Raw genomic sequence first — 19,812 nt, forward strand, 5'->3', positions numbered from 1 at the left:
GCAGGTCTGCCAAGGCCTGCGGCCGGATCCCTTTTTTCGACTGCGCCTTGTTTATCCGATAAGATCCGGCGTCTCAGTCTTTGCCGGCAGAGTGTTTGAGGCCGATGTCCCCAGCCATTGAACTCATTGCCATCAACAAGAGCTTCGGCACCGTTCACGCCAACAAGGATGTGTCCTTAAGCGTGGAGCGCGGGACGATCCACGGTATCGTCGGTGAGAACGGTGCGGGCAAATCGACCCTCATGTCGATCCTGTACGGCTTCTACGAGGCCGATTCCGGCGAGATCCGTGTCAACGGCAAGCCGATTACCATTCGCTCTCCGAACGATGCCATCCATGCCGGCATCGGCATGGTGCACCAGCACTTCATGCTCGTGGAGCCCTTAAGCGTCGTCGACAACGTGATGCTCGGCGCAGAAGGCGGCGCCATGCTGCGCGTCGGCGAAGCGAAGGCGCGCGCGGAGCTCGCGCGGCTGGCAAAGGATTACGGGCTCGAGATCGACGCGGATGCGACCGTCGGCGATCTCTCCGTCGGCCTGCAGCAGCGCGTCGAAATCCTGAAAGCGCTCTATCGCGGCGCGGATATCCTCATTCTCGACGAGCCCACCGCCGTGCTCACCCCGCCTGAGGCCGATGCGCTGTTCGAGCTGCTTCGCTCGCTCAAGGAGCAGGGCAAGACCGTCATTCTCATCACCCACAAGCTGCGCGAGATCATGGCGATCACGGATCGCGTCTCGGTCATGCGCCGCGGCGAGATGGTGGCGACCCTCGAGACGGCCGACACCGCGCCGCCGGAACTGGCGGAGCTGATGGTGGGACGGCGCGTGCTCCTGCGTGTCGAGAAGGCCGAGAAGATTCCCGGCGCGCCGCTGCTGGAGATCGACAACCTCTCCGTCGTCGATGCGCGCGGCGTGCTGCGGGTGGCCAATGTCTCCTTCGCGGTTCGTGCGGGCGAGATCGTCGGCATCGCTGGCGTTGCCGGCAACGGACAGAGCGAATTGCTGGAAGCCATCGCCGGCATGCGCCAGCCCATGCTCGGCTCGCTCCGCCTCGAGGGGCGGACCATTTCCTCCTCGGAGCACAACCCGCATCGCATGCGCCAGCTCGGCCTGCTTCATGTGCCGGAAGACCGGCTGCGCATGGGGCTTGTGCCGGCCTTCCCGGCCTTCGAGAGCGCGATCCTCGGCTTCAGCGACGAACCGCAGCTCGGCCGCGGGCCGATCCTCGACCATGACCGCCTGATCGCCGATCTTACGAAGAAGATGGAGCAGTACGATGTGCGCCCAGTGGCGCCGCGGCTGAAATCGTCGAAGTTTTCCGGCGGCAACCAGCAGAAGATCGTGCTCGCCCGCGAGATCGAGCGCCATCCCAAGGTGCTGCTCGTCGGCCAGCCCACGCGCGGCGTCGATATCGGCGCCATCGAGTTCATCCACCGCCGCCTGATCAGCTTACGCGATGCCGGCGTCGCGATCCTGCTCGTCTCGGTGGAGCTCGACGAGATCATGAATCTTTCCGACCGCATTCTCACCATGTGCGGCGGCAAGATCACCGGCGAGCGCAGGGCCTCCGAGACCAACGAGCAGGATCTCGGCCTGCTCATGGCCGGCGTCACCGACGAGGCAGCCTGATGCAGCCGCGATTGACCCTCGTCACGCTCGGCGTGGCCGACCTTGCGAAATCCCGTGCCTTCTACGAAGCCTGGGGCTGGAAGGCCTCCTCGGCCAGTCAGCCCGGTGTCGCGTTCTTCCAGGCGAATGGCCTCGCACTCGGTCTCTTCGGCCGTGCCGATCTTGCCAAGGATGCCGGCGTCGAGGACAAGCCCACGGGCTTTGCCGCCATCACGCTCGCCTACAATGCGCGCTCGAAAGAAGAGGCCGACGAGGTCTATGCGCTTGCGGTCAAAGCGGGCGCGCGTCCCGTCAAGCCGCTGCAGGATGTTTTCTGGGGCGGCTATTCGGGCTATTTCGCCGATCCCGACGGACATCTCTGGGAAGTCGCCTGGAATCCGTCTTTTCCCCTCGACGAACAGGGCCACATGTTCCTGCCGGATACCCAAAAGTGAGCGCGCCTCTCGACCTGCCCCGATGGGCCGATACGGTTCTCGTTCCCGCCGTCTCCGTGGTGGCGGCGTTTCTCGTCGCCGGCCTCGTGGTGCTCGGCATCGGCGAGAATCCGCTCTCTGCGACGCGCTACCTGATCCAGGGCAGCCTCGGCACCGGGGAGGGCCTCGGCTTCACCCTGTTCTACATGACGGATTTCATCTTCGTCGGCCTCGCCGTCGCGGTCGCCTATCACGCCGGGCTGTTCAATATCGGCGGCGAGGGTCAGGCGACGCTGGCGGGCCTCGGCGTCGCGCTCGTCGTCAACAATCTCACCTTCCTGCCGGGCTTCCTGCTCATCCCCCTCGGCATCCTAGGCGCTGCCGCCTTCGGCGCCGCCTGGGCCGCGGTGCCCGGCTATCTGCAGGCCAAGCGCGGCAGCCACATCGTGATCACCACGATCATGTTCAACTGGCTCGCCAGCGTGCTGATCGTCTACCTGCTCGTGAACGTGCTGCGCGAGCCGCAATCCATGAACCCGGAAACGCGAGCCTTCCCGGATCAGGCGCGGATCCCGTTCATCCACGAGGTCTTCGGCGCCATCGGCATCGAGATCCCGGCCTCGCAGCTCAACCTCACACTGGTGCTGGCGCTGGCGGCATCCTATTTCGTCTGGCTTCTCATCTACCGCTCGCGCCTCGGCTATGCGATCCGCGTCGTCGGGTCGAACCCGAGTGCGGCGGTCTATGCCGGCATCTCCCCGGCGCGCATCACCATCATCGCCATGCTGCTTTCCGGCGCGCTGGCAGGCGGCCTCGCGGTCAACGAGCTCATAGGCTACCAGCACCGCCTGCTGCTCGAATTCACCTCCGGCTACGGCTTCGTCGGCATCGCCGTGGCGCTCATGGGGCGCGCACATCCCGTGGGCATCATCCTGGCGTCGCTGCTCTTCGGTATTCTCTATCAGGGCGGCGCTGAGCTCGCCTTCGAGCAGCCGGCGATCACCCGCGACATGGTGGTGGTCATCGGCGGCATCATCATCCTGTTTGCCGGCGCGCTCGACGGGCTGTTCCGCCGCGCGGTGGCGCATCTCTTTGCGCGCCAGAAGCTGGCGAGGGCGTGAGACCATGGATCTCGGCATTCTCGTCACGATCTTCGACTCGGCCCTGCGGCTCTCGATCCCGCTGCTCGCCGCCTGCCTTGCCGGTCTCTGGTCCGAGCGCTCCGGCGTGGTGGATATCGGGCTGGAGGGCAAGATGCTGGTGGCGGCCTTCGCCGGCGCCGCCGGCGCCTATGCCTTCGGCTCGGCCTGGCTCGGCCTTCTCGCCGGCATCCTGGCATCCGTCGCCTTCGGGCTCGTTCACGGCTTCGCCTCCATCAGCCAGCGCGGCAATCAGATCGTCTCGGGTGTGGCCATCAACATGCTGGCCGCGGGCCTGACCGCGATCGTCGGCAATGCCTGGTACGGGCAGGGCGGGCGCACGCCGCCGCTCGAGGGCGATCAGCGCTTCGAAGCCGTGCTCTTCGGACACTCGGCCCTGGTCTACGTGGTGCTGCTGGCCGTGCCGGTCACCTGGTTCGTCCTCGGCCGCACCCGCTTCGGGCTGCGCCTGCGTGCGGTCGGCGAGAACCCGGCCGCGGTCGACACCGCCGGCATTTCCGTGGCGGGCCTGCGCTACACCGCGGTCATCATCGCCGGCGTGCTGTGCGGGCTGGCCGGCGCCTATCTCTCGGTCGGCCAGGCGGCAGGCTTCCTGCCCAACATGACCGCGGGCCGCGGCTTCATCGCGCTCGCCGCCTTGATCTTCGCCAAGTGGCGAGCCTGGCCGGCGCTCGGCGCCTGCTTCCTCTTCGGCCTGCTCGATGCCAGCGCCAACCAGCTCCAGGGCCTCTCGCTGCCGGGAATCGGCGAGGTGCCGGTACAGGCGATCCAGGCGCTGCCCTATCTTATGACCGTGATCCTGCTCGCGGGCGTCATCGGCAAGGCGATCCCGCCGCGTGCCGCCGGCGTGCCCTATGTGAAGGAGCGTTGAGCATGCCCTCGCTCGACACCTTGTTCGAGGCGGCCAGGGCGATCCAGGCCAAGGCCTATGCGCCTTATTCCCGCTTCAAGGTCGGCGCTGCGATCGCCACCACGGACGGCCAGGTCTTCACCGGCTGCAACGTGGAGAACGCCGCCTATCCCGTCGGCGCCTGCGCGGAGGCCGGCGCCATCTCGGCCATGATCGCGGGCGGCGCAGGCCGCATCGCGCAGATCGTGGTGATGGGCGATGGCGAGCATCTCGTCACGCCCTGCGGCGGCTGCCGCCAGCGCATCCGCGAATTCGCGTCACCCGACACGCCGATCCATATCGCCGGCCCCGAAGGCATCCGGAAGAGCTTCACCCTCGACGAGCTGCTGCCCTTCTCCTTCGGACCCGACAACCTGACGGACCGCTAGGCCGGTCCGACCACTTTTACGATGGAAGGAAGGCCTGCTTTTCAGGCCTGAAGCGATGACGATGCAACAGATGATTCAGGAGGCTGCCGAGTTCGTGCGCAGCCGCGGCTTCGACGGCCGTTTCGATGCGGCCTTCGTGCTCGGCACGGGGCTTGGGCCCCTCGTCGACGAGGTGGGCGATGCGGTGAGCCTCGCCTATGCCGACATTCCGCATTTCCCGAAAAGCGGCGTCTCCGGCCATGCGGGCAAGCTTGTCGCCGGCACGCTCGAAGGCAAGCGCGTGCTGCTGTTCCAGGGCCGCGCGCATTACTACGAGACGGGCGATGCAGGCGCGATGCGCCTGCCCGTGGCCTTCGTGCAGGCGCTCGGCGTTCCGGTCTTCGTCGCCACCAATGCGGCAGGCTCCGTGCGCGCCGACATCCGTCCCGGCAGCCTCGTTGCGATCAACGATCACCTCAACCTGTCGGGCGCCAATCCGCTGCTGCGCGATCATACCGAAGGCCGGTTCGTTTCGCTCACCGATGCCTACGATCCGGATCTGCGCCAGGTGCTGCAGCGGGCGGCGAAGAAAAGCGGCATCGCATTGCCGGAAGGCGTCTATGCCTGGCTCTCGGGCCCGAGCTTCGAGACGCCGGCCGAGATCCGGATGGTGCAGACACTCGGCGGCGATCTCGTCGGCATGTCGACGGTGCCCGAGGTGATCCTCGCGCGCTATTACGGCCTGAAGGTCGCCGCGATTTCCGTCGTCACCAACCTTGCCGCCGGCATCGAGGGCGCGTCGCCCTCGCATCAGGAGACCAAGGACACGGCGGCGGAAGCCTCTGAAAAATTCAAGACTCTCATCCGGTCCTTCGTTGCGGAGCTGTCCCATGTCTGATGAGCAGATCGCCGTGCGCGCCCTGCGCAGTCTCGACCTCACCGATCTTAACGAAACCTGCTCCGATCAGGCCATCGACGCGTTGTGCAAGAAAGCGCTCGATCCGCGCGGGCCTGTGGCTGCCGTGTGCGTGTGGCCGCAATTCGTGAAGCGGGCGCAGGCGAACCTCAAAGGCTCGCCGGTGCGCATCGCGACGGTGGTGAACTTTCCCGCCGGCGGCGAGGATGTGAGCCGCGTCACGGACGATACGCAGGAAGCACTCTCCGATGGCGCCAACGAAATCGATCTCGTTTTGCCCTACAACGCTCTGCGTCGCGGCGATCGTGCGGTTGCCGTCGAGATGGTGGAAGCCGTGCGCGACCTCGTCGACGGGGATCGCCTGCTCAAGGTCATTCTGGAAACCGGCGAATTGCAGGATCCGAAGCTCATCGATGCGGCGAGCCGCATCGCCATCGAAGCGGGTGCCGATTTCATCAAGACCTCCACCGGCAAGACGCCGGTTTCCGCAACGCCGGAAGCGGCCGAGATCATGCTCGACGCCATCAAGGCGTCGGGCAGGCCCGTCGGTCTCAAGCCCTCCGGCGGCATTCGCACATTGGCCGATGCGAAGATCTATCTCGATCTCGCCGACCGCATCATGGGGCCGGGCTGGGCCACGCCGAAGACGTTCCGCATCGGCGCGAGCAGCGTCTACGACGCGCTGATCGCCGCCATCGAAGGCCGGACCGGCGCAGCCGCTACCGGGGCTTACTGACATGGTCCGTCTTCCGCAGGAAATCATCCGCCACAAGCGCGACGGCGGCACGCTCGATGCCGAGCATATCGAGCACTTCATCGAGGGATTGACCGCAGGCCATGTCACGGAAGGTCAGGCGGCCTCCTTCGCCATGGCGATCTTCTTCCAGGGCCTCACCGTGCCGGAGCGCGTGGCGCTCACGCGCGCCATGGTGAATTCGGGCACGGTGCTCACATGGGACCTGCCCGGACCGGTGCTCGACAAGCATTCGACCGGCGGCGTCGGCGATACGGTAAGCCTCCCGCTCGGTCCCGCCGTCGCGGCCTGCGGCGGCTTCGTGCCGATGATCTCGGGACGCGGCCTCGGCCATACGGGCGGCACCCTCGACAAGTTCGATTCCATCCCGGGCTACGTCACGCAGCCGGACATCGAAACCTTTCGCCGCGTGACGCGGGAGGTCGGCTGCGCCATCATCGGGCAGACCTCCGATCTCGCTCCCGCCGACAAGCGCCTCTATGCCATCCGCGACGTGACGGCGACGGTGGAATCGATCGATCTCATCACCGCTTCCATCCTGTCGAAGAAGCTCGCCGCCGGCCTCGACGGCCTCGTGATGGACGTGAAGGTCGGTTCGGGCGCTTTCATGGACAACGCCGACGACGCGCGCAAGCTCGCCGAGAGCCTCGTGCTCGTCGCCAACGGCGCCGGCCTCCCGACGGCTGCGGTTCTCACCAACATGGATGAACCGCTCGCCTCCGCCGCCGGCAACGCGGTCGAGATGGCCTATGCCGTGGACTACCTCACAGGGCGCCGTCGCGAGAAGCGCTTCCACGAGGTGACGGTGGAACTTTCCGCCGAGATGCTGCTGCTCGGCAAGCTCGCCACCACCATCGAGGAGGCGCGGGCGAAGATCGAGCACGCGATTTCTTCTGGCAAGGCGGCGGAAGTTTTCCAGCATATGGTGGCAGCGCTCGGCGGTCCCGCCGATTTCGTCGCGAACTCTGAAAAATATCTGCCGGCGGCACCCGTGATCCGTCCGGTTCATGCGGAGCGTTCGGGCATCGTGCAGAGCATCGCCACGCGCCATGTCGGTGTTGCGGTCGTTGCGCTCGGCGGCGGCCGCACGCGTGCGCAGGATCCGATCGATCACGCCGTCGGCCTCACGGCTCTCGCCTCCGTCGGCGACACGGTCGATGCCTCGCGTCCGCTCGCCATCGTGCATGCGCGCAGCGAGAAGGAGGCGGAGGCGGCAGCGCGCACCGTGCGCGAATCCTATCGCATCGGCGATGCGCCGGCCGCATCCGCGCCGAGCGTTCTCGAACGGATCGAGGCCAAAGCATGAGCCTTCTCGTTGCCGTCACCTGGGAGACGCAGCCCTGGGTCGAGCGCTTCCGGCGGCACCTGCCCGATCGCGACATCGTCGTGCTGGGCGAGGATTTCGACAGATCCGCCATCCGCTATGTGGCCACCTGGGGTCCGAAGCCGGGAAGCCTCTCCGGCCTGCCCAATCTCGAAGCGCTCTTCTCGCTCGGCGCCGGCGTCGATCATCTGATGAGCTATCCCGATCTGCCGGATGTGCCGATCGTGCGCGTGGCGCAGGACGATCTCACCCATCGCATGAGCGAGTACATGGTGCTGCACTGCCTCATGCACCTGCGCGATCAGCGCCGCTTCGACGAGGATCAGAAGGCGAAGCGCTGGCGACCCGACCGTGCGCCGCCCATCGCAGGCGATGTGCGCATCGGCATCATGGGCTTCGGCGTGCTGGGTCAGGATTCCGCCCGCAAGCTGAAAACGATGGGCTTCGACGTCGCCGGCTGGAGCCGCACGCCGAAATCCGTCGAAGGATTCGAGGTCTATGCGGGGGAGGAAGGCCTGACGCCGTTCCTCAACCGCACCGACATCCTCATCGCTCTCATGCCGCTCACGCCGGACACGCAAGGAATCCTCAACCGCTCCCTGTTCCAGAAACTCGCGCGGGGCGGCGCGCTCGGCGGGCCGGTCCTGATCAATGCGGGACGCGGCAAGCTGCAGGTGGAGGCGGACATCCTCTCCTGCCTCGACGACGGCACCTTGCAGGCAGCCACCCTCGACGTGTTCGAGACCGAGCCGCTGCCGAAAGGCTCGCCGCTCTGGACCCACCCGCGCGTCACGGTCACTCCGCACAATTCGGCGACGAGCGAGCCGGAAGCGACGGCCCGCTACATCGCGCAGCAGATCCGCCGGTATGAGGCGGGGGAGGCGTTCGAGAATGCGGTCGACCGGAAGCGGGGGTATTGAGGGAAGCATGTCATCCCGGACGGCGAAAGCCGATCCGGGATCGGGTACAGGATGAAACGCTGGTCTCCCTCCCCTTGAGGGAGGGGGTTGGGGTGAGGGGTTAGAGCGTCGGACAGTTAAACGGACGCATACCCTGGCGGAGACGTCCCTTGACCTGTCTCGGCTGGTTCAGATCCAAGCCCTGCGCCGGGCGATGACGATCGCCGCCACGATGAAGACGGTCAGGCCTCCAAGCACGGCCCAGAACCCGGGAACGCCCGTCTGGGTGTAGGGTGTTTCGAAGTTCATTCCGAAGATGCCCGCAACGGCGCCCGCGACGCCCAGCATCATGGTGATGAAGGTCAGGCGACGGACGAGGTCGTTCGTGGCCTCCGCGGTGCGGGTCGTAAAAAGATCGAACGAGCCGTTCACCAGCTCACGCGCATGGTCAACCGCATCGACCGCCCGCTCGTAACGTCGCTCGAGGGATCGGTAATGAGCTGCCGCATCGGATTCGACGACCTGGGCAAAGTCGGGACGGGAGAGCCCGTAGAACACGGGTCGCTGCACGGCGAGCAGATGCCGCAGCTCCGAGACACGCCGCCGCGTGGCAACCACGCCGGCCAGAAGACTTCTGCGACCAGAGCCGCCCAGCAGCGCCTCGTCGAGGCGATCGAGAAGCGCCTCAAGCTCCGTTACCGCCTCGAAGTAAGTGGTCAGGTGCCAGTCGAGGAGCGAAGCCGCCAGCGCCGGCGGGCTGAGCGCTCCGATCAGGGTTTCGCCCTTGTTCTGGTCGCGAAAGGCTTGCAGGAACGGAAGCTCACCCTCGTGCACGGTGACAATCCACCGCGGTCCGACCAGAAATTCCAGATGCTCCGGGTGCCGCTTGGTGAGCGCCCGCTCGCCATTCCCTTCCGCTGCGTCGGCAAGCCCGATGACGTCGAACTGAAAGTACTCACCGTAATTGTCGAGATAGAGCGCCTCCTGCGGGTTCAGCAGCTCCCGCAGCGAGCCTCGGTCGAGAGAGAAGAGGCCGACAAGCTGCTCCATCTCCCCACGTTCGCGCCCCTGGACGTCGATCCACAGCAGGCTTCGTTCATTGAGCTCGGCGATGCATTGCGCGTTGAGGTCGACCTCCTGGTCATGGCCGTCGGCATCGTAGAGGAAGGCACGGATCAAGGGTCACCTGGAATTGAGCTGCGCAGGACAAAACGCTGGTTCAAGCTAGGCAGTTCCAAGCGCGGGATCGCTTCGGTCTTTTGGGCGCCGGTTCGAAGGGATCCGCCTTGATCGATTGCGAGAGTTCCAGCCAGCGCATCGTGCGGACCCGGAGGGCCGCGTCAGCGACCCGAAGGGCCACGCCAGTGAAAAGTGGACCCGCTTTTGTGTCCGATGCTCCAGTGTCCTTTCCGGATAAAGCTGTAACCCTCACCTGCGCCTCCGGCGCGACCTCTCCCTCAAGGAGAGGTGAAAGGCATTACACTCGTCCAGCGATTCCGGATCTCCGCTGCGCTCCGTCCGGAATGACAGTGCAGTTCATCCCAACCGCTTGATCGCGCTGATCGGCCCGTAGCTCGTGCGGCGGATGCGCTCTTCGGCGATTGCCAGAGGCTCGATCATCACGGTCATGCTGTGGCCGGTGGCGTGGATGAAGTTTGACGCGTCCATCATCAGGCCGACATGGCCCTTCCAGAACACGAGATCGCCGCGTCGCAAGCCGCTCAAGGCCGGCGTGACGTCGACCGATGTCCCCAGCGCGCGCTCCTGCATGTCGCTGTCGCGCGGCGCCGCGATGCCGGCGGCCATTAGCGCCGTCTGCGCCAGCCCCGAGCAATCGACGCCGAGGCTCGTCTTGCCGCCCCAGAGATAGGGCGTGTGCAGGAAGCGCTTTGCGACGCTCACATAATCCGCCTCGAACGCATCGAGGCCTGCCAGATGCGGGGCATAGACCCAACCGCCGGTGGCGAGCCGGGCATAGTCGCCTTCGGTTGCCGTGACAGTGACCCTCGCGTTCAGGGTCAGGTAATCCCGATAGGGCAGCTTCAGGTTCGGGCCCGGATAGATGAAGGTCCGGATCGCGCGCACCCTGTGCGTCGGCTCCGCTCCTGGCTCGCCCAGGGCTTCGCTCGGCAGGTAACCGACATAGCCGTCGTCGTTGAGCTGCACCCAGGCCCAGCCCTCGTGCTCGTCATAGACGGTCACGCTTTCCCCGAAGATCGCCTGCGTATCGACCGGCGCTTCGCGGGAAGGATGGCGGTGCAGGGGCGAGAAGGAGGCAACGACGCGTTTCAGCGTTCCGGCCGTGAACCGCTCGACCTCGATCTGCCCGCGCAGGCGCTCGTCGGCGAGATCGGCTCGAATGGGGGTGATGCGGCGGTCGAAGCTCATAGGGGTGGTTCCTGAACGATCATGCTGTTGTCTACCCTCTCCGAGGCGTTTCCGCCATCGGTCAGGCACCGTAGCGTTCCTTGAGGAGAGCATACATCAGGCGCGCGGCCTGGACCTCGCCGCCTTCGGGGCGGGCAGGCTTGGTCGAGCTGTTCCAGGCGAAGATGTCGAAATGCACATGGGCCTTGGCCGCCTCGACGAAGCGGCGCAGGAACAGGGCCGCGGTGATGGAGCCGCCCATGGGCCCGCCGGTGTTGTTCATGTCGGCGAACTTGGAATCGAGCTGGCTCTGGTAGGGATACCAGAGCGGCATGCGCCAGACCGGATCGTTCTCAGCCAAACCGTGCCGGGCGATGTCGGCGGCAAGCGCGTCGTCATCGGTGTAGAAGGGCGGCAGCTCGGGGCCGAGCGCCACGCGGGCCGCACCGGTGAGGGTGGCGAAATCGACGATGAGATCGGGGCTTTCCTCGTCGGCGAGCGCCAGGGCGTCGCCCAGGATGAGCCGTCCTTCCGCATCCGTGTTGCCGATCTCGACCGAGATGCCCTTGCGACTGGAGAGAATGTCGCCGGGACGGAAGGCGTTGCTGGAGATGGAGTTCTCGACGGCCGGAATCAGCACGCGCAGACGCACGGGCAGCTTCGCGTCCATGATCATGGAGGCGAGCGCGAGGGTTGCCGCCGCGCCGCCCATGTCCTTGCGCATGAGCAGCATGGAGGAGGCGGGCTTGATGTCGAGGCCGCCGGTGTCGAAGGCGACACCCTTGCCCACGAGGGTGACGCGCGGCGCATCCGCCTTGCCCCAGGTGAAATCGATAAGGCGTGGCGGCGTGGCCGAGGCGCGGCCGACCGCGTGGATCATCGGAAAGTTCTGCGTCAGCAGATCCTCGCCGACGATGCTGGTGAAGGAGGCGCCGTGCCGCTCCGCCAGCGCGCGCGCCGCCGCCTCGATGCCGTCGGGCCCGAGATCGCTCGTCGGCGTGTTGATGAGATCGCGGCTTGCGATGACCGCATTCACGATATGCGAGACTTCCTCGGCATCAACGCCCTTCGGCGTCACGAGGCGAACGGATTTCTCGCTGCGCTTGCGGTAACGGTTGAAGCTGTAGCTGCCCAGAAGCCAGGCGAGGGCGGCGAGCGTCGGGTCCGGCGCCTCGGTCTCGAAGCGATAGACGCCCTCGGGCAGCAGGGTGGGTAGCTTGCCGACGAGGAACGGATCGTTGCGTTTGGCATCGGCGCCGTTGAGGCCGAAGGCGACGCCGTAGAGGTTTCCGTCCGCATCCGGCAGCAGGCAATGGCCCCCCGCCTTGCCCTCGAACCCCTGCGCCTTCGCGAAGCCCTGCGCCACGGGCGGCAGGCCTCCGGCAATCTCGGACCAGGTCTTTTCGGTCACGAGCCAGATCGGCTTCGAGGCGTCGGTCGCTGAGGCAAGGAGGGGATGGGGCATGAATATTGACCTACCAGTGGAGGAGTTTGCAGGCAGTTTTAAGGGCTGAGGCAGAGCGTGTCATCCCGGACGGCGCAGCCGATCCGGGATCGTGAACAGGATGAGGCGCAAGAAGCTCAACATTGTCATTCCCGCGCAGGCGGGAATCCATAACCGCTGACAGTGCCGAACCGGGCGAAGGTCGTGGTTATGGATTCCGGGCTCCGCTTGCGCGGCCCCGGAATGACAGCGCTCTATCCTACATGCGATCCCGGATCTCGCTTCGCTCGTCCGGGATGACGCGTGCCAGTCATCCCAATGCATGCTGGCGCACGATGCGCGTGAGGCCTGCGATCAGCGCCTGTTGCGGAACCTTGAACTCCGCCTCGATGCCGTGACGCTTCAGGGCATGGACATAGAGATCGGCACGGCCCTGCTCGGCGAGGATGGTGACGGAGGAGGGGCGGCCGAACTGGGCGAGTGCGCCGTTGATCTCGTCGCCCGTGAGAAGGCCCGACAGGTAGGGAGCGAGCAGGCTGCTGTCCATGCGCCGCGAGACGACCGCCGCGCGGGCGCTGAACAGGAGGTGCAGGAGTCCGGCGCGTTCGCTGCCGCTGTTGCGCTCGGCGGCATCGAGGCCGAGGTCGAAGCCCTTCGGGTCCTGCGGCTCGGTGGCCGGGCGTCCGATCATCGAATGCTCGCGCAGGAGCGCATACATCTCGCCGGTCATGTAGGTGGCGAAGCGCGCGATGCGCCCGTCCTTCATCTCGATCCATTTGGGATGCGTGCCGGCGGCGCAGATCAGCCCGTTCTCGATGCCGGTGCCGAGAACCAGCGTCTCCTCGCCGCGCATCACATCCGCGGCGCCCGGGGCGGGCTCGCAGAACAGGCCGGGAATGATGTAGCCCTTGCGGCCGCTCTCGAGATCCACCGGCACGAGGGCCTTGGCGATTTCCGCCGGGCCCGCAGGACAGTTGGCATAAGGCGCCTCGACCCAGCCCTCGCGGCTTCCCACCATGCCGACCAGCAGCACCGGCGCGTCGGGCTCGGCCTTCAGCCAATGTCCGCATTGGCGCAGGAACACGTCGCGATGCTGGCCCTTCTGCAAAGCCGAAACACCTTCGTTCGACGAGACCTGGTCGAGGATGGTTTCGTTCTCGAGCAGATAACCGCGGAAGCGGGTCGTTCCCCAATCGGCGACGATGAAGCGCAAGGCGAATGATCCTTCAGTGACGGGTCAGCGCGTACCGTACATGCGATCGCCGGCATCGCCGAGGCCCGGCACGATATAGCCGTGATCGTTGAGGCGCTCGTCGATGGAGGCGGTCCAGATATGCACGTCCGGATGCGCGCCGCGCAGTTTCTCGATGCCCTCGGGCGCGGCGAGCAGGCAAACGAAGCGCAGGTCCTTGGCGCCGCGCTCCTTGAGCCGGTCGATGGCCGCCACCGCGGAGTTGGCAGTCGCGAGCATCGGGTCGAGCACCAGCACCATGCGGTCGGCGAGATCGGACGGGGCCTTGAAGTAATATTCCACGGCCTGGAGCGATTCCGGATCGCGATAGAGGCCGATATGAGCGACGCGCGCCGCCGGCACGAGGGTCAGCATGCCGTCGAGGAAGCCGACGCCGGCGCGCAGGATGGGGGCGAAGACCAGCTTCTTGCCGGCGATCTGCGCGCCTTCCATCGTCGTCAGCGGCGTCTCGATTTCGATCCGCTCCATGGGCAGGTCGCGGGTGACCTCGTAGCAGAGCAGCATGCCGATCTCGTTGAGGAGCTGGCGGAAGCCCTTCGTCGAGCGCTCCTTGTCCCGCATCAGGGTCAGCTTGTGCTGAACCAGCGGATGACCGACCACCGTAACGCCCTGCATGCTTTTTTCCTCTTTGATCGTCGTTAGCCGATTCATCTAAAACACTGTCCCGTCGCTGATCACGCTGAGAGGGGGCGAGCCGTCGCCGCGCTTCTCCTTCGCCAATCTCCGCCCCGTCGCCCAGGTGCCGCCTTCGAGCGCCTTGGCCAGGGGAAAATCCTCCGCGGCAAATCCTAGCTTTGCGCGGATCGGTTCGGCAATGCGGTCGAGAAGAGCCACCGTCAAGGCGCGCCACTCCACCACGAGCTGCGAATCCACAGCATGGGCTTTGGCGGCATCGGCCGGATCCTTCAGGGCGATCACCCCGGTGTCGAGGAAAAGCCCGCCGTTGCGGTATTCGGGCAGGCCGGTGAGCCCGTCGATCTCGACCACGGTGAAGCCTGCCCATTCGAGCGGCTCGATCAGGGAATAGGAGAGCCACTGCGACAGCTTGTGGAAGGGAATGAGCCCCTTCGTGGCATCCGGCGCCTCGACGAGCGGGTGGCGCCAGGCATCGCCGAGATCGGTGCCGCCGAGGGTGATGCGGCCCGGCCAGATCGGGCCGAGGTGGGTGAGCAGAGCCTCCAGGATCGCGGTTGCCCTGATGCTGTCGTTTTCGGCGGTGGCCGCGATGACGTCGAAGAGCCCGCCGGGCCTCGGATCGTCATGCTGCCCGAAGATGTCGGGGTTCGTCGCGACGACGCGGCCGAGGCGGTTGAGAAGCGCCGCGCGGCCTTCGAGGCCGACGAGCGGATTGTCGGGAGAGACCTGGAAGCCTTCGGCGAGATCCTCCGCCGTCAGGGTCATCAGCACATCCGCATCGACCCGGAAGGGGTCCTCCGCCCTGCTCGAAAAGGCGCCGCTCACGAACATGTCGAAGCTCGCCACGGCCAGGCCCTCGGAGCGGATATAGATTTCGCCGGTGCGGCCTTCCTCGTAGCGCCATTGCGCGCCCGCGCCCGCATCGAGCAGCACGGAGACGATGGCGAGGTCGAAGGCGGAGCGGGCCATGTCGGCCGCCGTTTCCCATGGGGCGCCGTGCATCACCGCGTCCCAGCGGTCATGGCCGCCGGCAGCGAAATGGCGCCAGCGGGCATGGAACGGAATGTCGAGAGAGGGATAGGCCTCCCGGATCGTCGTCACGACCTCGTCGGCGCAGGGCTCGAGCCGGTCGAGATCGACCGTGAAATGCTTGAGACGACCGTCGAGACCGGCCTGCAGAAGCTGATGCGACCGCTCCCGCACCGCGGCAGCGGACAGGAGGCTCAAGGCCGCTTTCGTCTCGGAAGACAGGTCAGGCTGGTCGGTCACGCAGGGCTCCGGTTCTCTCTGTTGGAGATGCGATAGCACAATGTCGGGGACGCCCGGCATTCGCAAGACGGGCCGTCTGGCGGCAAGGTTAAAAACGAAGCGGATGCCGACGGCAAGCCGGCATCCGCTTGCAATGCAAAAGCTTCAGAACCGCTCCAGGTCGCGGCCCTTCACGCGGTCGAGGTCGGATGCGTCCGGCGCTCCCTCCGGCGTGTAGTAGCCGGCGGCCTTCTTCGCCTCGAGTTCCACCTGCGCATCCTGCGGCACCAGTTCGGCCGGGATCGGCACGCGCTCAACCACTTCGATGCCGGAGCCGGTGATGGCATCGTACTTCATGTTCGACATGGACATGAGCCGGTCGATGCGGCGGATGCCGAGCCAGTGCAGCACGTCGGGCATGAGCTGCTGGAAGCGCGCATCCTGCACGCCCGCCACGCATTCGGTGCGCTCGAAATAGGTGGAGGCCTGGTCGCCGCCCTCCTGCCGCTTGCGCGCGTTGTAGACGAGGAACTTGGTGACCTCGCCAAGCGCGCGGCCTTCCTTGCGGTTATACGCGATGACGCCGACGCCGCCTCCTTGCGCTTCCCGCACGCATTCCTCGATGCCGTGCACGAGATAGGGACGGCAGGTGCAGATGTCGGAGCCGAACACGTCTGAGCCGTTGCACTCGTCGTGGACGCGGCAGGCGATGCGGGTCTTCGGATCGCTCAGGCGCGACACGTCGCCGACCACGTAGACCGTGATGTTGCCGATGGGCGGCAGGAACACGCTCATGTCGGGCCGGGTGACGAGCTCGGGGAACATGCCGCCCGTCTGCTCGAACAGGGTGCGGCGCAATTCACCCTCGGAGCAGCCGAAGCGCTGCGCGATGCCCGGCAGATGCCAGACGGGATCGACGGCGATCTTCGTGACCGAGATGTCGCCCGTGTCATGCAGGAAGCCGCCATCGGCGTGCAAGCGCTTCGCCCCCATGGCGCCGAGGATCTCGGGCATGTTGAGGCGTGCCTTGGTCACCGCGATCGAGGGACGGATGTCGAGGCCGCCGGCGATCTCCTTCTTGTAGACCTCGCCGACCATATGGCCCCAGGGGTCGAGGGAGACGATCCTGCCCGGTTCGAACCATTGCGGATGCGGGCCGATCTCGGCGGTCGGGTGGGTGTTGTGCAGGTCTGGCCGGGCGAGCGGGTTGAGCGCCCGGGCCGAGATGGCGAGCGCCCGGTAGAGCGAATAGGAGCCGCCATGGGCGCCGATCACGTTGCGGTCGGCCGGATTGGTCACGGTGCCGACGATCGGGCCGCGCTCTTTGGGGTCCTTCGCCCCCCATTTGATCGGATGCTTGATGGTGCCTGTGTTCGGCTCGGGGTGTGAGGTGAGCCGGATATGGGTCGAGCGGTTAGGCGAGCTCATGAATGACTTCCACGCAAAAACGGGAAGACTCCCTCAACCGATCGTCGGAGAGCCTCCATACGATCTATGGGAGAGTGATCCAAAGTTTCGGGGCCGTCAATGGCGCGGGCGTAGGGTGCGGCAGCTTGGCCTGAAGGGGCGACGAAGGTTGGTGCCATGGGTGGAATGGTCAAGGTGGCTATCTGGACGGTGCGTCGGCGGAGACGCTACAGCCAGCGCCGTACGCGCGAGCGGTAGCCACGATAGACATCGCCGAACTTGCGCTCGAGATAGGCTTCCTCTCGGGCCACGACGCCGTAGCGGATGACGAGCGCGAAGGGCAGCAAGGCGATCAGCAGCCAGAGATTGTCGAAAGCGATGCCTAAGCCGATCAGGCCCAGGACCATGCCGAGATAGATGGGGTTGCGCGTGAAGCGGTACGGCCCGCTCTCGACGATGGTGGTGGTCGGCCGGTTGGTGGGAACGTTCGAGCCGGCCCTGGTCATCGTCACGATGGCCCAGGCGAGCAGCGCCAGCGCGAGGATGAACACCAATGCGCCGAGGAAGCCTTTCGGCAGGTCGGCCGGCAGGAACGGCAGGGGTAGGAGCCAGTTGAGCGCAAGCCCGGCAATGACGGCGAGCCCCCATGCAAGCGGCGGCCGAATGATGACGTGGGCGGTATTTGCCGTGTCAGCCATAGAGGGACTATGAACCCGAAATCCCTGTCACCGACAGATTACCATCAAACGGCTTGCAAAGCTTGAGGCCCGGACCATTACGGCTCGCAGCCTGCGCAATCGGCGCTCCTAGAGCCACGAGGCTCCCTTGCCGCCATGGGGCACGCCCAAATGATCCAGAACGCTCGCTCCGATATCGGCAAAGCTCTCCCGCCGCCCGATGGCGCCCTGCGGCACGCCTCGTCCGAAGCTCAGGATCGGCACGTGCTCGCGGGTATGGTCGGTGCCGCGCCATGAGGGGTCGTTGCCGTGGTCGGCGGTGATGATGACGAGGTCTCCGTCCCGAAGCGCCGCCGCGATCTCCGGAATACGCCTGTCGAAGGCTTCCAGCGCGGCGGCATAGCCGGCGATGTCGCGGCGGTGGCCGAACTCGCTGTCGAAATCGACTAGATTGGCAAAGACGAAACCGCCGTCGGGCAGATCCTTCAGCGCCTCGACGGCAGCCGACAGGCAGGCATCGTTGCCGTTGGGCTTGATCTCCCGGCCCGTCGAGCGATGGGCGAAGATGTCGCCGATCTTGCCCACCGTGACGACGGAACGGCCCGCCTTCGTCAGCGTGTCGAGGATGGTGTCGGCCGGCGGCGGCACGGCGAAATCCTTGCGGTTGCCGGTGCGCTTGAAGCCGGTCTCGGGCGAGCCGATGAAGGGCCGCGCGATGACGCGGCCGATCTTGTAGGCGTCGCAGAGCTCGCGTCCGATGCGGCACAGCTCGTAGAGGCGCTCGAGCCCGAACGTCTCCTCGTGCGCCGCGATCTGCAGCACGCTGTCGACCGAGGTGTAGAAGATCGGCTTGCCGGTGCGCATATGCTCCGCGCCGTATTCGTCGATGACGGTCGTGCCGGAGGCATGCTTGTCGGCGAGAATGCCGGGAAGATTGCCGCGCTCGATGAAGGCGGCCGTCAGCTCCTTCGGAAAGGCCGGAACCGTGTCGGGGAAATAGCCCCAGTCGAAGGTGACGGGGACGCCCGCGATCTCCCAATGGCCCGAAGGCGTGTCCTTGCCCTTGGAAGTCTCGACGCCGTAGCCCCAGGCGCCATTCAGCTTACCCTGCGGCGCGAGGTTCGGCGGCATGCGCCCCGTCGAGGCCTCGCAGGCAAGCCCGAGGCCGAGCGCTGCCATATTCGGCAGGCGAAGCGGCCCTTCGCGTAAGGAAGCCCGGTCGCCCCGCCCTGCGGCGCAGGCCTCCGCGATATGCCCGAGCGTATCGGCGCCGGCATCGCCATAGGCAGACGCATCCTCCGCGCCGCCGATACCGACGGAATCGAGCACGATGAGAAGAGCGCGAGGCATCGGCAAGGATCCTTCAAACCAACAGAATCATGACTGATACGTCATCGCGGCGAAAGGTGCGATGGCCCGTGATTATGAGGGTGTCCGCCATGATCGTGCCCCTCATGGGCATGATCTCCATGTTCATGGTCGTTCCCGTCGAGGGGGCAGTCGGGGCCGTGGTCGTGAGATCCCGGCCTGTGGATCTCGATCTGCAGGGTCGAATGGCCGATGCCGAAATGGGCCTTCAGCTCCCGCTGCGCCTCGGCCAGGAAGCGGTCGCCGGGATGTCCCCCCGGCATGACGAGATGGGCGGTCAGCGCCGTCTCGGTCGTGCTCACCGCCCAGACATGGAGGTGGTGGACGCGGGCGACGCCCGGCATCCGCTCGAGGGCTTTTCTCACCTCCGGCATGGCGATGCTGCGGGGCACGCCATGCAGCGAGAGGGTGAGCGATTGCTGCAGCAATCCCCAGGTGCCCCAGACGATGACGGCGGCGATGACGAGGCTGAGAACCGGGTCGATCCAGTTCGCGCCGGTCCAGAGAATGGCGAGGCCGCCGAGAACCACGCCGAGGGACACGGCGGCATCGGCGACCATGTGCAGGAAGGCGCCGCGGATGTTGAGATCCTGTTGGCCGCTCGTGAACAGGAAGGCGGTGAAGCCGTTCACGACGATGCCGATTCCGGCGACGATCATCATGGTGCCGGCAGCAACAGGAGCGGGCTCGATCAGGCGCTGGACGGATTCCCAGACGATGCCGCCCGTCGCCACCAGCAGGAGGAGGGCGTTGAAGAGCGCTGCGAGGATCGAGCTCGAGCGCAGGCCGTAGGTGAAGCGCTCGGTCGGGCTGCGCCTCGCGAGCAATGCCGCACCCCAGGCGATGGCGAGGCCGAGCACGTCGCTCAGGTTATGGCCGGCATCCGAGAGCAGGGCCATGGAATCGGCCCAGAACCCGTAGGCTGCCTCGATGGCGACGAAGGCGAGGTTGAGGGCGATGCCGATAGCGAAGGCGCGCCCGTGGCCTTCCGGCGGAGCGTGGGAATGCCCGTGATCGTGATGGCCTGCCGGATCGTGGTGCGAATGCATGGTCGGTGCGCGT

Annotated in this window: 19 protein-coding genes; 9 read left to right on the plus strand and 10 right to left on the minus strand. The window is 66.1% G+C overall.

Features of this window, described 5'->3' with window-relative positions; translation table 11 throughout:
* The first annotated feature begins 104 nt into the window (after window positions 1-104).
* The 9 genes from BB934_RS17575 to BB934_RS17615 are packed head-to-tail and all read left to right on the plus strand — an operon-like array spanning window position 105 to window position 8,372.
* Complete coding sequence (locus BB934_RS17575) at window positions 105-1,628, plus strand: ABC transporter ATP-binding protein (protein WP_099510792.1); 1,524 nt, start codon at window positions 105-107, stop codon at window positions 1,626-1,628.
* Window positions 1,628-2,062, plus strand: coding sequence for a VOC family protein (locus tag BB934_RS17580; RefSeq protein ID WP_099510793.1), 435 nt, complete (start codon window positions 1,628-1,630; stop codon window positions 2,060-2,062). Before BB934_RS17575 ends, BB934_RS17580 begins: the two co-directional genes overlap by 1 nt.
* Complete coding sequence (locus BB934_RS17585) at window positions 2,059-3,162, plus strand: ABC transporter permease (RefSeq protein ID WP_099510794.1); 1,104 nt, start codon at window positions 2,059-2,061, stop codon at window positions 3,160-3,162. The genes BB934_RS17580 and BB934_RS17585 overlap by 4 nt, the downstream gene beginning before the upstream one ends.
* 4 nt (window positions 3,163-3,166) lie before the next feature.
* Window positions 3,167-4,072 carry an ABC transporter permease gene (locus tag BB934_RS17590; RefSeq protein ID WP_099510795.1) on the plus strand — a complete coding sequence of 302 codons (906 nt, stop codon included), beginning with the start codon at window positions 3,167-3,169 and terminating at the stop codon, window positions 4,070-4,072.
* Between the two features lie 2 nt (window positions 4,073-4,074).
* Entirely contained in the window at window positions 4,075-4,479 is a 405-nt protein-coding gene (locus BB934_RS17595; protein WP_099510796.1) for a cytidine deaminase, read from the plus strand.
* A gap of 55 nt (window positions 4,480-4,534) precedes the next feature.
* Window positions 4,535-5,356, plus strand: a complete 822-nt coding sequence (locus BB934_RS17600; protein WP_099510797.1) for a purine-nucleoside phosphorylase — start codon at window positions 4,535-4,537, stop codon at window positions 5,354-5,356.
* Entirely contained in the window at window positions 5,349-6,110 is a 762-nt protein-coding gene (deoC, locus tag BB934_RS17605; RefSeq protein ID WP_099510798.1) for a deoxyribose-phosphate aldolase, read from the plus strand. Before BB934_RS17600 ends, deoC begins: the two co-directional genes overlap by 8 nt.
* Window position 6,111: 1 nt before the next feature.
* Window positions 6,112-7,434 (plus strand): thymidine phosphorylase, encoded by a 1,323-nt coding sequence (gene deoA, locus BB934_RS17610; RefSeq protein ID WP_099510799.1) that lies wholly within the window; start codon window positions 6,112-6,114, stop codon window positions 7,432-7,434.
* Window positions 7,431-8,372: a 2-hydroxyacid dehydrogenase gene (locus tag BB934_RS17615; protein WP_099510800.1), complete on the plus strand. Its 942-nt coding sequence runs from the start codon at window positions 7,431-7,433 to the stop codon at window positions 8,370-8,372. Before deoA ends, BB934_RS17615 begins: the two co-directional genes overlap by 4 nt.
* 168 nt (window positions 8,373-8,540) lie before the next feature.
* Here the strand turns inward: BB934_RS17615 and BB934_RS17620 are convergent, their stop codons facing one another.
* The 10 genes from BB934_RS17620 to BB934_RS17665 all read right to left on the minus strand — a co-directional run bounded on the left by BB934_RS17620 (window position 8,541) and on the right by BB934_RS17665 (window position 19,799).
* Entirely contained in the window at window positions 8,541-9,530 is a 990-nt protein-coding gene (locus BB934_RS17620) for a magnesium transporter CorA family protein (protein WP_099510801.1), read from the minus strand.
* Window positions 9,531-9,887: 357 nt separating this feature from the next.
* Window positions 9,888-10,739, minus strand: a complete 852-nt coding sequence (locus BB934_RS17625) for a C40 family peptidase (protein ID WP_099510802.1) — start codon at window positions 10,737-10,739, stop codon at window positions 9,888-9,890.
* Between the two features lie 61 nt (window positions 10,740-10,800).
* Window positions 10,801-12,183 (minus strand): leucyl aminopeptidase family protein, encoded by a 1,383-nt coding sequence (locus BB934_RS17630; protein ID WP_099510803.1) that lies wholly within the window; start codon window positions 12,181-12,183, stop codon window positions 10,801-10,803.
* A gap of 289 nt (window positions 12,184-12,472) precedes the next feature.
* Window positions 12,473-13,375, minus strand: a complete 903-nt coding sequence (locus tag BB934_RS17635; RefSeq protein ID WP_099510804.1) for a 2-dehydro-3-deoxygalactonokinase — start codon at window positions 13,373-13,375, stop codon at window positions 12,473-12,475.
* A 24-nt stretch (window positions 13,376-13,399) separates the two neighbouring features.
* Complete coding sequence (gene upp, locus BB934_RS17640; RefSeq protein WP_099510805.1) at window positions 13,400-14,029, minus strand: uracil phosphoribosyltransferase; 630 nt, start codon at window positions 14,027-14,029, stop codon at window positions 13,400-13,402.
* Between the two features lie 36 nt (window positions 14,030-14,065).
* Window positions 14,066-15,319: a URC4/urg3 family protein gene (locus tag BB934_RS17645; protein WP_099510806.1), complete on the minus strand. Its 1,254-nt coding sequence runs from the start codon at window positions 15,317-15,319 to the stop codon at window positions 14,066-14,068.
* 144 nt (window positions 15,320-15,463) lie between these two features.
* Complete coding sequence (locus BB934_RS17650; RefSeq protein WP_099510807.1) at window positions 15,464-16,726, minus strand: GTP cyclohydrolase II; 1,263 nt, start codon at window positions 16,724-16,726, stop codon at window positions 15,464-15,466.
* 206 nt (window positions 16,727-16,932) lie between these two features.
* Window positions 16,933-17,403 (minus strand): methyltransferase family protein, encoded by a 471-nt coding sequence (locus BB934_RS17655; protein ID WP_099510808.1) that lies wholly within the window; start codon window positions 17,401-17,403, stop codon window positions 16,933-16,935.
* 108 nt (window positions 17,404-17,511) lie between these two features.
* On the minus strand, window positions 17,512-18,732 hold the full coding sequence (locus BB934_RS17660) for a phosphopentomutase (protein ID WP_099510809.1): 1,221 nt from the start codon (window positions 18,730-18,732) through the stop codon (window positions 17,512-17,514).
* 41 nt (window positions 18,733-18,773) lie between these two features.
* Window positions 18,774-19,799, minus strand: coding sequence for a cation diffusion facilitator family transporter (locus tag BB934_RS17665; protein ID WP_099510810.1), 1,026 nt, complete (start codon window positions 19,797-19,799; stop codon window positions 18,774-18,776).
* Window positions 19,800-19,812: the final 13 nt, after the last annotated feature.

Origin of the sequence: Microvirga ossetica (assembly GCF_002741015.1) — a bacterium.
Taxonomy (GTDB): Bacteria; Pseudomonadota; Alphaproteobacteria; order Rhizobiales; family Beijerinckiaceae; genus Microvirga; species Microvirga ossetica.

What these genes read in the sequence shown, in the direction of transcription:
- deoA (WP_099510799.1), top strand. Translation starts at nt 6,112, where the DNA reads ATGGTCCGTCTTCCGCAGGAAATCATCCGCCACAAGCGCGACGGCGGC.
- BB934_RS17630 (WP_099510803.1), bottom strand. Translation starts at nt 12,183, where the DNA reads ATGCCCCATCCCCTCCTTGCCTCAGCGACCGACGCCTCGAAGCCGATC.
- BB934_RS17580 (WP_099510793.1), top strand. Translation starts at nt 1,628, where the DNA reads ATGCAGCCGCGATTGACCCTCGTCACGCTCGGCGTGGCCGACCTTGCG.
- BB934_RS17665 (WP_099510810.1), bottom strand. Translation starts at nt 19,799, where the DNA reads ATGCATTCGCACCACGATCCGGCAGGCCATCACGATCACGGGCATTCC.
- BB934_RS17655 (WP_099510808.1), bottom strand. Translation starts at nt 17,403, where the DNA reads ATGGCTGACACGGCAAATACCGCCCACGTCATCATTCGGCCGCCGCTT.
- BB934_RS17660 (WP_099510809.1), bottom strand. Translation starts at nt 18,732, where the DNA reads ATGCCTCGCGCTCTTCTCATCGTGCTCGATTCCGTCGGTATCGGCGGC.
- BB934_RS17590 (WP_099510795.1), top strand. Translation starts at nt 3,167, where the DNA reads ATGGATCTCGGCATTCTCGTCACGATCTTCGACTCGGCCCTGCGGCTC.
- BB934_RS17650 (WP_099510807.1), bottom strand. Translation starts at nt 16,726, where the DNA reads ATGAGCTCGCCTAACCGCTCGACCCATATCCGGCTCACCTCACACCCC.
- upp (WP_099510805.1), bottom strand. Translation starts at nt 14,029, where the DNA reads ATGCAGGGCGTTACGGTGGTCGGTCATCCGCTGGTTCAGCACAAGCTG.
- deoC (WP_099510798.1), top strand. Translation starts at nt 5,349, where the DNA reads ATGTCTGATGAGCAGATCGCCGTGCGCGCCCTGCGCAGTCTCGACCTC.
- BB934_RS17615 (WP_099510800.1), top strand. Translation starts at nt 7,431, where the DNA reads ATGAGCCTTCTCGTTGCCGTCACCTGGGAGACGCAGCCCTGGGTCGAG.
- BB934_RS17600 (WP_099510797.1), top strand. Translation starts at nt 4,535, where the DNA reads ATGACGATGCAACAGATGATTCAGGAGGCTGCCGAGTTCGTGCGCAGC.
- BB934_RS17595 (WP_099510796.1), top strand. Translation starts at nt 4,075, where the DNA reads ATGCCCTCGCTCGACACCTTGTTCGAGGCGGCCAGGGCGATCCAGGCC.
- BB934_RS17575 (WP_099510792.1), top strand. Translation starts at nt 105, where the DNA reads ATGTCCCCAGCCATTGAACTCATTGCCATCAACAAGAGCTTCGGCACC.
- BB934_RS17625 (WP_099510802.1), bottom strand. Translation starts at nt 10,739, where the DNA reads ATGAGCTTCGACCGCCGCATCACCCCCATTCGAGCCGATCTCGCCGAC.